Source organism: Nostoc sp. DSM 114161, from assembly GCF_052692665.1.
The window spans coordinates 6,370,015-6,382,550 of record NZ_CP195141.1 but is presented as its reverse complement, the minus strand read 5'-3'; the positions used below and the strand labels follow the sequence as shown (position 1 = coordinate 6,382,550).

At 41.9% G+C, this 12,536-nt stretch carries 10 protein-coding genes; 7 read left to right on the top strand and 3 right to left on the bottom strand.

The features are described from left to right. Positions 1-361: 361 nt before the first annotated feature. From NSTC745_RS26915 to NSTC745_RS26900, 4 genes are all read left to right on the top strand, one after another. Entirely contained in the window at positions 362-1,555 is a 1,194-nt protein-coding gene (locus tag NSTC745_RS26915) for an AbrB family transcriptional regulator (RefSeq protein WP_445633716.1), read from the top strand. 176 nt (positions 1,556-1,731) lie between these two features. Then, the gene (locus NSTC745_RS26910) at positions 1,732-2,547 is read left to right on the top strand and encodes a DUF1838 domain-containing protein (RefSeq protein WP_445633715.1); all 816 of its coding nucleotides are present in this window, start codon (positions 1,732-1,734) and stop codon (positions 2,545-2,547) included. Beyond that, positions 2,507-2,788, top strand: a complete 282-nt coding sequence (locus NSTC745_RS26905) for a hypothetical protein (protein ID WP_445633714.1) — start codon at positions 2,507-2,509, stop codon at positions 2,786-2,788. Before NSTC745_RS26910 ends, NSTC745_RS26905 begins: the two co-directional genes overlap by 41 nt. Before the next feature lie 12 nt (positions 2,789-2,800). Continuing rightward, positions 2,801-3,601, top strand: a complete 801-nt coding sequence (locus NSTC745_RS26900) for a nucleotidyltransferase domain-containing protein (protein ID WP_445633713.1) — start codon at positions 2,801-2,803, stop codon at positions 3,599-3,601. Positions 3,602-3,957: 356 nt separating this feature from the next. On the opposite strand, the gene NSTC745_RS26895 is transcribed toward NSTC745_RS26900, so the two are convergent. Together NSTC745_RS26895 and glsA are read right to left on the bottom strand one after the other, a co-directional pair. Continuing rightward, positions 3,958-4,848 carry a DUF1963 domain-containing protein gene (locus tag NSTC745_RS26895; RefSeq protein ID WP_445633712.1) on the bottom strand — a complete coding sequence of 297 codons (891 nt, stop codon included), beginning with the start codon at positions 4,846-4,848 and terminating at the stop codon, positions 3,958-3,960. Then, the gene (gene glsA / locus NSTC745_RS26890; RefSeq protein WP_445638696.1) at positions 4,841-5,833 is read right to left on the bottom strand and encodes a glutaminase A; all 993 of its coding nucleotides are present in this window, start codon (positions 5,831-5,833) and stop codon (positions 4,841-4,843) included. The genes NSTC745_RS26895 and glsA overlap by 8 nt, the downstream gene beginning before the upstream one ends. 921 nt (positions 5,834-6,754) lie before the next feature. Here glsA and NSTC745_RS26885 point away from each other — a divergent pair. Together NSTC745_RS26885 and NSTC745_RS26880 are read left to right on the top strand one after the other, a co-directional pair. Beyond that, the gene (locus NSTC745_RS26885) at positions 6,755-7,864 is read left to right on the top strand and encodes a septal ring lytic transglycosylase RlpA family protein (protein ID WP_445633711.1); all 1,110 of its coding nucleotides are present in this window, start codon (positions 6,755-6,757) and stop codon (positions 7,862-7,864) included. Between the two features lie 205 nt (positions 7,865-8,069). Beyond that, the gene (locus tag NSTC745_RS26880; protein WP_445633710.1) at positions 8,070-9,674 is read left to right on the top strand and encodes a bifunctional pantoate--beta-alanine ligase/(d)CMP kinase; all 1,605 of its coding nucleotides are present in this window, start codon (positions 8,070-8,072) and stop codon (positions 9,672-9,674) included. 156 nt (positions 9,675-9,830) lie between these two features. Here the strand turns inward: NSTC745_RS26880 and NSTC745_RS26875 are convergent, their stop codons facing one another. Further along, on the bottom strand, positions 9,831-10,226 hold the full coding sequence (locus NSTC745_RS26875; protein ID WP_445633709.1) for a hypothetical protein: 396 nt from the start codon (positions 10,224-10,226) through the stop codon (positions 9,831-9,833). 937 nt (positions 10,227-11,163) lie between these two features. Here NSTC745_RS26875 and NSTC745_RS26870 point away from each other — a divergent pair. Continuing rightward, the gene (locus NSTC745_RS26870) at positions 11,164-11,766 is read left to right on the top strand and encodes a superoxide dismutase (RefSeq protein WP_445633708.1); all 603 of its coding nucleotides are present in this window, start codon (positions 11,164-11,166) and stop codon (positions 11,764-11,766) included. Positions 11,767-12,536: the final 770 nt, after the last annotated feature.

The following is a 12,536-nucleotide window of genomic DNA, read 5'->3' as shown; positions in this document are numbered from 1 at the left end:
ATAAAAGTACGTTGGGTTAAGCTATAGCAAAACCCAACATCCCCCTAAAAGCAGACTTCATAAGTGAGAATTGACAATAAGCTAATATACAGCAAATTGCAGGTAAATCAAGTAGAAATTTTAACAAAAAAGCCATACAAACAAGAAAATTCCAACCCCGTTCCTTGTGGTAAGTAAAATCAGTAATTTATAGGAAGTTCTAAACAAAAAATATTCAACTATTCATTTATTGTGGGGTGGGCGTCTCGCCCGCCCTTAACATTAATGGCAATATGTCTAATGGACTAAATTAAAGAAGATAACACAAAAGAATGGCTAAGGTATTGAAATTAGTATTAAATTAATAATAAAGCTTATATCGATGAATCAAAGTCTCAGTGTTGCTCCCAACCTAGAAGAACATACTCATAAAAATCCTACTGTTACCAAGCAACAATTATTTGTAAAACAATCAATTGTTCTTGCCCTGGAAATACTTTTAGCATTGCCTGTGGGCATAGGTCTAGCAAAGTTTCACATTGGTGGAATTGCTTGGATATTTGCTGGGATTGCAGCTGGTGTAGTAGTTCTCCAAGGGTGTCGAATTTTCTATGAATATTTGCCCAAACCAAACCGCACTGCCAGAAAAGTGGGAATGGCACTTGTAGGCTTAACCGTCGGCGCTTCCAATGCTCATACTAATTTAGCTAATATTGGTTCTGGTATTCCCATCTTTATTTTTCTCACATTGTTTCTGTTGCTGACCGGCGGTTGTATTGGTTACATTTACTCCCGCATCAGCAAAACCAACCTATTGACAGCAATGCTAGCTACGGTTCCTGGTGGGGTAGGAATCATGGCAGCGATCGCTGCTGATTACAATAAAGATGTAAGCTTGGTTGCTTTAGTTCAAGCAATTCGCGTTACCTCAGTAGTTTTTCTGTTTCCCTTCATCGCTAGAACATTAGTTGGTAATTCCTGGATGCAAACACTACCCGTCAAAAGTGCTTTGCTCAATTTCGATCCATCTCAACTAGGATTACTTTTATTGTTACTTGTAATTACTGCATTAGTAGTTTATCCGGCTATATTTTTCAAAATTCCCGCAGGCGATTTTTTTGGTGCATTGTTAATTGGTATCGGGTTTAATCCTTTACTCAATTCGCTGCCTTTTGCGAGCGATATTAGCTTTACTCCACCGCCTTTAATTAACTTATTCGGTCAAATGCTGCTGGGAATCACCATTGGTGAGTATTGGGGAGACAAACCCAACTTTACCAAGCGGACTGTCGGCTATGCTTTGATATCTGTGACAATGACCCTCGCAACTGGAGCGATCGCTGCTATACTTGCCATGCAATTAACCTCTTGGGACTGGTTAACCTGTCTTTTAGTCACAGCACCAGGAGGCTCAGCAGAAATGATTCTAGTTTCCCTAGCACTAAATCATAATGTTGAAATCGTCACAACTGGCCATTTAGTACGGCTAATTGCAATTAACAGTTCTTTACCTTTTTGGGTGTATTTATTTAGCTGTTTAGATAAGCAACTTGATTCAGGGATCGGGGACTGGTGATTGGGGAGCAGGGGAGCAGAGGAGCAGGGGAGAGTTTTTGTACAAGTTCTTTCTCCTCCGCGCCTCTCTGCCCCTCTGCCCCTCTGCCCCTCTGCCCAATGCCCAATGCCCAATGCCCAATACCTAATGACAAATTCGCTTATCCTTTTGTTATCCATACACAAAGGATGTTTTAGATGGTTGCCCAAATCCAAGAACTTGAAGCGCAGCACTGGGTGAAAACTCGTTCTTCCCTCGACCCTAGCGAATCCACTTTTCTAATCTGGAAAGGTAAAATTTACGCTTTGATCCCCGGCGAGAAAAGACAACTTTTGTTTAAAATATTCGGCTTGAGTGTTAGCAGGTGTATTCCCACAGAAGAAGGTAGCTGGGATTTTACTTCTAGGGAACTGACTTACTACCTAAATCCACAAACAGAGGAAGTGTTGAGGAAATGGGAAAATCCTTGGACAGGGGAGACAGTTCCAGTTATCCACGTTGCAAATAATCCAGTGCAGGGCATATTTAAGGGAAATTTTCCCGCACAAGTAGATGGTGACAGTACAACCTTCATTTTTGATATATTCCCCTATTACCCCAATCCTTTAGCAGAAGATCCCAAGTTTGCCGAATACAGCCCACATCCAATTTATCAGGCAGCAGAATTATTTAAATTAACCGTGCCAACAGCAGATTTATTCAATCCAGCACTCAACTCAGTTTCTGAACTGAAACTGGGTTGGGATAGAATTGGTCAATGGCTTCCCTGGATGAAAATGGGCGATCGCCCCGGTCAACTGATCTACAGTGCATTTGGCAGCAAAGTCAATGGTGTAAGTGACCTCCCCTCATTCCTCCAAGACGAAATCAATAACCGTATTCCTTTATATAAAAAAGCGCCAAAAGGCTTTATTGATGGTGAAGATATGACTTCTTGGTTGTACTTCCAGAAACACTTTCAAGCTTATTTAGATGGTGAAATCTTCCCACTTCCCCAAGCAGAAGAATTGTGAGTGGGGATTGGGGCAAACAGGAGGTGTGGGAGGTGTGGGAGGTGTGGGAGGTGTTGGAGGTGTGGGAAGAAATCTTTCCCCCCACACTCCCCACACTCCCCACACTCCTCCATTTCGTCTTTCCCCCCACACTCCCCACACTCCCCACACTCCTCCATTTCGTCTTTCCCCCCCCATCCCCCCACACTCCCCACACTCCCCACACTTCCTTGTCTCCCATACTCTGTTTTGCGATCGCTAAATTGGAGTTAATATGGCTGTTCCCGAACCACAACGAGAACTACTAGAGCAAATTCTGGCAAACTTAAAAACGGATGAACGTTTGCTAGGTGTAGCGATCGCTGGTTCCTATTTAACTGGAGAAATGGATGAGTATTCTGACCTCGATCTAATTATCGTTGTCGATGATGCTCATTATCAACAAGTTTTACAGGAACGTCAGCTTTTAGCCAGCAAGCTGGGAAAACTGCTGGCTGCTTTTACTGGCGAACACGTCGGCGAACCCAGATTGTTAATCTGTCTCTATGACGAACCTCTCGTACACGTCGATTTGAAGTTTTTGCTTTTAGAACATTTCCAAACAAACCGCATAGAAAATCCTATCGTTCTTTGGGAGCGAGGAAATTTACTAAGCTTGGCTGTTTGTGAAAACCCGCGAAACTATCCACCCGTAGACCAACAGTGGATTGAAGACCGTTTCTGGGTGTGGGTACACTACGGTGCAATGAAATTAGGAAGAGGCGAACTTTTTGAACTCATTGATTTTCTTTCTTTTCTGCGCGGACAAGTCCTAGCGCCATTAGCCAAAGTCCAAGCTGGACTGCTTCCACGCGGTGTGAGGAATCTGGAAAAGGAAATTCCATCTTTGGTGAGCGATTTTCGCGAGACTATTCCTGCTAAACACGATGCCCAAGAAATTGCGCGATCGCTCCAATATACCATTAGCTTTTACTGCCAGCTTCGCGCTGAATTAAAAACCCCATTGATTATCCGTTCTCAAGCAGAAGCCGCCTCTAAAAAGTACCTGCAAGCAGTAATAGATAAGTTCAAATAGCTATGATTAAAAAGATAATTTAGTAAAAGGCGATCGGGTTAAATTTTTTATTTCTCAATAATTTATTTACTATTTATAAGTAGAAGGACTAAATTAAACCTAACTTGAGGTTGGCGGGTTTCGACTTCGCGGAAGTTGAGTTTCGACTACGCTCAACTTCCGCGTAGTCGAAACTCAACCCTCATTTTCTCAAGGTTCGAGCATTGAGCGCAGCGATGCCCTGAGCTTGCCGTTGGCGAAGCCTCTCGTAGAGAAGGGTCGAAATGCGTCTTCTAAATAATTGTGTCCGCTTACTTAGCAGCTATCGCTGTGCTTTTTTATGAAACTAATTCTCTTTAGCTCTTGATTCAAAATCTTTAAGCACATTGCCAGAAAAAAGCTACTATTTCTTGATGCTGTGAGCACTGGACAATATAGCCTGCTCCTCCATCACCCCACATATATGGAATATTATCATCTGACTCAAGCTGAAATACAAATTGATTCATTGGATGGTTACAAATTGGGCAATTTGGATATTCAGGATATTGTACCCAATCAGCCCAACCTGCTAATTTATCGCCACCTTGATGAAGTTCTTCCATTAAAATTTCATCTAAAAAATCTTTTTCATCTTCATCTAGCCTAATTTCCAAGTCATCAATTTCTATCCAATTAGGATAGTCATTTACTTCTTCCCATCCAACAATTAACTTAGGTTCAAACAAATTTCCTATTTCTGGAATATCAAAAAATGTATGATAATTTTTTTGCTTGACAATTCTCACAAGTTGACATCTGGAAAATGGAGACCAGCCTTCACAATCACTAACACAATCTTGTTCGCAAGCTAAAATTTTTACCTTTCCAATATCCCCTTCCCAATCTACATATTTGCCAATTCTTCCTTTGATTGGCATATCATGAGGTAAGTTCATCATTAAAGTTTCGCATTCTTCAACTGTTCTTCCAAACAATCCAGTATCATGCTCTACTATAATTTCATTTGTGCAGTAGAAGAATTGAAGTATTCCACTGCCAAATTTAGTGTTTAAGTTTTGCGGAAGCTCATCTAGATTAAGTTGTAAAAATAACTGCATCGGCTTACCACAGTTTGGACAAATAGGCCATTCTTCATCGGCATTTAGCCAAGGTTTACCACCAAACTTTGATGCAGTTAAACCTCCATCGCCTTCTCGAACAATTGGTTTCCAAGCTAAACGCTTAACGCTGGTAAGTTTATTTTTTAGTTTTTCTAATTTACTCAAATTTTGCCTCTTCATTTGAACAGTCAAATAAATGTAAACCCAATCTTTGGGAAAGTTCTTCGCACACTTTTACCCCGCGCACGCTATTACCCCGTACATCCAACGGTGGCGAAAAAACTCCAATGCCCATTTTATTTGGTACAACGGCAATAATTCCGCCACAAATTCCACTTTTCGCCGGAATACCAATTTTGTAAGCCCACTCACCTGCAAAGTTGTACATTCCACAGGTGTACATCACGCTCAAAATATCTTTGATGTAAGGCTTATCTACTGCTCGTTCTTTGGTAATGGGGTTAACACCTCTATTGGCCAGAGTCGCCGCCATCACTGCTAAGTCTTGGCAATTCACCAGCACAGCACACTGCTGAAAATAAAGATCCAATGCTTCTTCAATGTTGGGGTCTATCATCCCAAAGTTGAGCATTAAGTGTGCCATTGCGCGGTTGCGATGTCCGGTACTCCGTTCTGAGGTAAAAACTGATATGTCAACGAACACATCGCGGCCAATATATCGCTGGAACATCTCCAGCATCCGATTCAGACGTTCGGTGGCGCCAGATCCTTTGATTAAGCTAGTGGTGGCGATCGCTCCAGCGTTTACCATTGGGTTATAAGGCCGCTTCGATTGCTCATCCAAAATAATCGCGTTGAATGCATCCCCCGTCGGTTCGACGCCAACTCTCGTCAACATATAATCCCGCCCACGATCTTCTAAAGCAAGTCCATAAGCAAATACTTTGGAGATCGACTGAATCGTAAAGAACTGCTCCCAGTCCCCAACTTTATGAACTTGACCATCTACGGTAGCAATGCAAATACTAAACAAGTCTGGGTTTACTTTTGCTAGTTCCGGAATGTACTTGGCTACTGCACCCTCGCCCAATGACTTGTACTGGGAATGCAAGTCGTTGAGAACAGTTAATAATGATGACGAGTCTATTTCTAAATCTCCTGAATTTACTTGGTTTGCTACGAAGCTGATAGCATTTTACGAAAAACTTGCCACACATATAGCAATTCAAGCTGATTGCGTGAAAAAATAATGTATACCTTAAGGTAGAGGCAATTAATCTTTCTCTACTGCCCATTGCGTACTCCCTATTGTCGAACCATACTTAGATATAAAAATATTCAATGTAATTTTTATTACATTATAAAAATTACCTAGAAGCGATCGGCAAGCTTTTCCAATTTTTTTATGATTAATCATAAAAAAATTTCGCTTGCGTACTATTCTTTTTTTTATACACAGTAATACTGGTATAGCAAGTTATATAAATTACTAAATCTAACCTAGTTATGAATAATACAAATCGTGGTTAATTTAGCTAGAAAATACTTCAAAAAAAAGATAATCAACTTCCACTGATTTGGACGGTGATTTTATCTCTAACTCCCATTACAGAGTATTTATAAGAAAATCTAAAGATTTAATAAAATAAGAATTTTTGAGTATTTGTGCCGATGCCATTTAATTAAAGTTATATTAACTATCTAAAGAAAACCGTACAAAATAATGTCATATAGAATACACACATGATTGTGAGCCTTAGAAACTTATGCCGACAAGGTGCTATGAGTTTCGCTCCCAAAAAATGTAAAGTTTTGTTAAGAAAATTTTGGCTTGCCGAAAAAAACGTTACATAGTCAAAATCCGCATTCAAGCAAGGTTTCGCGGTGAAAATACCAATTTGTTTTGGGTAAAGTTGTCAAGAATTACGGTAAAACCCTGATCCCCAAGCTAAAAGGTTCATGCTAGTCTGTTGCAGTTACAAAATACAAAGTGAAAGCGGAACGAATTCGAGTTTTTAGCAAGGGAATTCACGTATTTACTACGTAAAAATCCCAAAAATTATAAGACTTAAGTTCTCTTAAGTTCTACAGTCGCTTTAAAATTGGACGCATGAATCAAAGACATTTCTGGACAATTGTTGCTCTGTCTCTGACTGTTTTGGGAATACCTTCAATTGGTTGTACTCAAACCACCAAGGGAAATGCGCTAGCTGCCCCAAAATCGCCTGCATCTGATGTGGTGAAAGTGGGAGAGTACAAATCAGGAGCAGGGGAGCAAACCTCGGATGCTGTGATTACACAAATTCATCCTTACAACATTGGAGGACGTAAGGCGGCAACTCTTTATATCAAAAATATTCCCGTTCTCACCTTTTTGAGTTCTGTATCAGATACAAGTGTTGAGACTAAAAAAGTTGGTGCAATAAACGAAACAGAGGGCGTACAATCATACGCCCTTATTGCTAGCAACTCACCAAAAACGGCGAGTGTTGGAAATGTAGCCGGAGCAAATAATCAGATTAATTCTGTTGACAACGATCCGGTTGAGATAGCTGGAGTAATAGCAGCTAAAATTAACCAGTTAAACCGGGAAAATATAGACGCGAGCAAGATTACCGTAAGTTGGAAAGCAGGCGGGGAATCTAAAGTTGCAAATCTTCCCCAAGGTAAGAGTCTCCCTGTAGAACCGGGATCTGGCGATCGCTATACAATCAAAGTTAACGGCGAAGAATTAGTAGAAATCAATCAAGGTACGCGGCTAGCAGATACCACCAACAATCTGGCGCAAGATGCATTGCAAGCAACCAATCGTTTGCGGAGACTACTAGGCAATGCATCGCCCTTAAGCGAGGTTGCAAACATGCCAGCGCGTCAGCCAGTATCAATACGCAAGCTACCGCAGGAGATTGCCGTCGGCGGAGTCCGAGCTGCCTTCAGAGGCATAGCTTCTTATTACGGCTATGACGGTTCCGGCAATCGTACTGCTAGCGGCCAGAGATTCAACCCAGAAGGAATGACCGCAGCCCACCGTAGCCTACCCTTTGGCACACAAGTTCGCGTGACCAACACCCGCAATGGTCGTTCTGTAGTGGTGCGGATTAATGACCGAGGCCCCTACATTCGGGGTCGAATCATTGACTTGTCCGCTGGTGCTGCTCGAATTTTAGGAATGATGGGTAGTGGTGTTGCACCAGTGCATGTTGAAGTTTTGGGAAGATAAAGGGGCTGGGGCCTGGGGCAAGGGGAAAGGTTAAAGGGAAAAGGGGAAAGATTAAATTTATTCCTTTACCCTTTTCCCCTTACCCCTTTCCCTTTCCCCATGCCCTGTTTGCCCAATGCCCATACTAAATTCCTCTAGTTCAACCATCTCCTCTATTTCAGATATAAACTAACGGGGGAGGGATGAGAGAACTAGGGGTATTTTTGTGCGCCTGTTGACGACAGTTGCGGCTTTACGCTGCTATTTAACTAAACGCTGCTTGGAAAACAAGCTGATTGCGGTTCCAGAAATGGCACTAGATGAAACGAGTGGCTGGCATCAGACGGCAGTCGGTCTGGTGCCGACAATGGGGAATTTGCATCAAGGTCATTTAAGCTTGATTCAACGGGCGCGGCAAGAAAATTCCACGGTGATTGTCAGTATTTTCGTCAATCCCTTGCAATTTGGCCCTAATGAGGATTACGAACGTTATCCGCGGACTTTAGAGCAAGACCAACAGCTTTGCGAACAATTTGGGGTAGATGCGATTTTTGCGCCGACTCCGGAAGAGATGACGGTACCCCAGAAAAGTATACAAGAATCAAAGGTTACACAAGTTATCCCCCCATCTGCTATGATAACAGGCTTGTGTGGTCGTTCTCGGCTGGGTCACTTTCAGGGTGTCGCTACGATTGTGACCAAGCTTTTCAACTTGGTACAGCCTGACCGAGCCTACTTCGGTCAAAAGGATGGTCAGCAACTGGCAATTATTAAGCGGCTAGTAGCTGATTTAAATTTGCCAGTGGAGATTGTTGCTTGTCCAACAGTACGGGAAGCATCGGGTCTTGCCTTGAGTTCTCGCAATCATTATTTGACTGCAACAGAAAAAGAGCAAGCAGCGGTGCTGTATCGCGGCTTGCTAAAAGCTGAAGCTGCGTTTCGCCAAGGACTTCGTAATGGCAGCAAGTTGATAGCAATAATACAGCAAGAACTGACAATGGTCAGCACGCTTTTAGTGGAATATATTGAATTGGTTGAACCGACTACGTTGATGTCATTAGATAAAGTTCAGGAGGAAGGAATGCTGGCGATCGCAGCACGTTTGGGTTCTACACGCTTGATTGATAATATTATTTTGCGCGATCGTCAACCCATCATCGCCATTGATGGCCCAGCCGGTGCTGGAAAATCTACAGTGGCGCGTCAAGTAGCAGCAAAGCTGAATTTAGTGTATTTAGATTCAGGAGCAATGTACCGCGCTGTGACTTGGTTGGTATTGCAAAAGGGTATTGCGATTAATGATGAGTGTGCGATCGCCGAATTAGCTAGCCGATGTCAAATTCAACTTACTCCCACCCAGGATTTACAATTTCCCGTGCGGGTTTGGATTAACGGTATTGATGTTACCCAAGAAATTCGCACGGTTGAGGTCACCTCTCAAGTATCCGCGATCGCAGCACAAAGCGCTGTACGTCAAGCACTGGTTAAACAACAGCAAAGCTGGGGTAAAAAAGGCGGTTTAGTAGCTGAAGGCCGGGACATTGGTACTCATGTGTTCCCCGATGCCGAAGTGAAAATTTTCTTAACCGCTTCTGTTAGCGAACGCGCACGTCGCCGCCAGCAAGATTTTCAAAAACTTGGTCAACCCCAAGTGAGTTTAGAACAACTCGAACGCGACATTGCCGAACGTGACACCAAAGATAGTACGCGTAAAATTTCTCCTTTGCAAAAAGCGGCAGATGCGATCGAACTGCAAACAGACGGTTTAGACGTGTCTCAAGTCACAGCACAAATCGTTAACTACTACCAGCAACGTTTATCTGAGTGGTAGCCACCGAACAGGACAAGGAGACAGGAGAACAACCATTTAATCAATCTCTGCTACTGTCACCTTGTCTGCCGCTTCTGTTATGCTCTTGTGCTTACTAATGATTAGTTAGCAAAGATGCGTTTGTCTGGTTCTATGCTGCCTGTCTAGTAATTGGTATTATTGCCGAATTTGGCTTCTGACTAAGAGTTGTTCTACACTTCCCAGAATGAGCAGTGGCGCGGCAGATGCTCTGGCGATGGAGGCGATCGCCCAGTTGTGACTCACCAAGTCAGGGATCGCTATAAAAAGCGTCAATCCAATGATGAGCAAAGATGAGATCTTGAAAAAATTTCGATCCCAAGCAGGTTTATCGCGCAGTCTCTCTTGCTTGCGTATAAAGCCTTGTCGCCAAAATGGAAAGGTACTGAGGACAGTGACAAGGTATAACAGTCCAGCATTAACTAGCAGGATTGTTTTATGGTTTTGAGCGATGTCACGATGCCCAAGTGCGATCGCACTTAGGCAAACTCCCGCTACTAGATACAGGAAAGTAAACAGGGTAAAGTGTTTCATTAGTTTCTTTTTATGCTTTGTAAGGAGGCAGACTCTAAGGCAAACGCATCTAAATTAGACTTCTCATAACCAAGGTTAAGAATCAACGAAAAAATCAGCTTCAGCATTTACTGTTTGATTTAATTTTGTAAACTTCAAGGCAATCTCTAAAATCTTTTTCAATAAGCAGAGATTAATGAGGTGCTTTTGGAGTTTATTGATAATGAAATAACCTTGTTGATACGAGCGGAATGCCCTGTACTACCTCCATAACTGTAGATTTCCTACACCTAGACACAAAGCCAAAATTCAGATAGATATTAAATAGTTTTATTTTTGATGAATTTAATTTTATGCAAAACTTTTTCAAAACAGTAATTTTTTTTAAGAATTAATTCATCTAGCTTTCGACTGATTATTTAGATAGCAATTCATCTAACTAAAGGTAGAAGTTTCAAAGCTTTAATTGCTGTTTTTAATTACTTATACCGTTTGTTTGTGAAGCTGCATATATTTGCCCCCCGGCTGTCGCCGTCCCCCCTTGGCAAGGGGGGACTACAGGGGGGTCTTGTTATGTCCATCTTCATAGAGAATTCGTATTAATACCAATTGTTATAGCAATCCTGAATTATTGCTGAACAAAAAAGTCTGTGACTTATTAGAGAATTCGGAAATATAAGCCTTGCGATTGATGTGTTTCAAATCAGATTGCAATATTGGCTTTTAGCTATGAAATATTAGTCATTTTTATTTATAGCCATTATTCCCTAGCAGTTTGACTTATTTTACTTATTAGACGAGTACTTTGTTTTTATCTTCACTTTGGTAGTAAAATGACGATGTTAAGTTTTATGTTTCATCATAAAAGACATAAAACTGCCAAAAATAAAAGCTGCTAATTTTCTAAGCTTCTGCAATAGCTTAAACCTGGAAACCGCTAAAGAGAGGATTTCACACAATGGCATTTGTACAGCCCCCCCTACCTTTCGACATTAATGCTCTAGAACCGTATGGTATGAAAGCTGAAACTTTCGAGTACCACTATGGCAAGCATCACAAAGCCTATGTAGATAACCTCAACAAGTTGACTGAAGGTACAGAACTTGCTGATAAGTCTCTAGAAGAGGTGATCCAAATTTCCTTCAATGACTCCTCTAAAACCGGAATCTTTAACAACGCAGCCCAAGTTTGGAACCACACCTTCTTTTGGAATTCCTTGAAACCAGCAGGTGGTGGCGCACCCACCGGTGACCTTGCAGCCAAGATTGATAAAGATTTTGGTAGCTTCGACAAATTCAAGGAAGAGTTTTCTAACGCAGCTGCAACTCAATTCGGCAGTGGATGGGCTTGGTTAATTGATGATGGCGGTACGCTGAAAGTGATTAAAACACCAAATGCAGAGAACCCTCTAGCTCATGGCCAGAAGGCACTCTTAACCTTGGATGTTTGGGAACACGCGTACTATATTGACTACAGAAACGCCCGTCCAGCCTTCATTAAGAATTTCCTAGATAACTTAGTCAACTGGGACTTCGTTGCTGAAAACCTTGCAAGAGCTTAATCAACAGCCGATTTTTAACTGGCTGTGACAGTAGCTTTTAACAGTTATCAATAAATTCCCAGCAGTCACGATCTTGTGTCGTGGCTGTTTTTGGTTTGTTGGGTGAGGGGGAATGCTGACCAATACGGTTCGGTTAAGATCCCCCCGCCTACGGCGACCCCCTTTTTAAGGGGGTAAAAGAGGGTTATGAGCAAGCCTTTTTAAGGAGGTTGGGGAGATCTTCGAGGAATAAACACGTTAACCGAACCGTATTTGAATGTTGATGGTTGACTTTTGATTGTTAACTGCTAAATAGAAGGACTAAATTAAACTTAACTTGAGGTTGCCGGGTTTCGACTTCGCGGAAGTTGAATCTCGACTTCTCTACGAGACGCTACGCGAACGCTCGATTACCGCGTAGTCGAAACTCAACCCTCATTTTCTCAAGGTTCGAGCATTGAGCGCAGCGATGCCCTGAGCTTGCCGTTGGCGAAGCCTCTCGTAGAGAAGGGTCGAAATGCGTCTTCTAAATAATTGTGTCCACTTACTTATACATAGCAGTTCTATTTAGAGCAGAGTTGAAAAAGATACCAAAAAAGCTGAGACTGAAATCAAGAGTAAAAACTTTCTTATCAACTATAGCAATCCTATTTGAGTTGTTAAAAATGTTAGTGGTAGCTGTTAACAGTCAACAGCCTAAATGTAAGATTTCACAAATCATCTATAACACCTATAGCTGTGTCTATCTCATTTACTAATATGGAAAACTTCAGTACTGCTTTCAACAATTT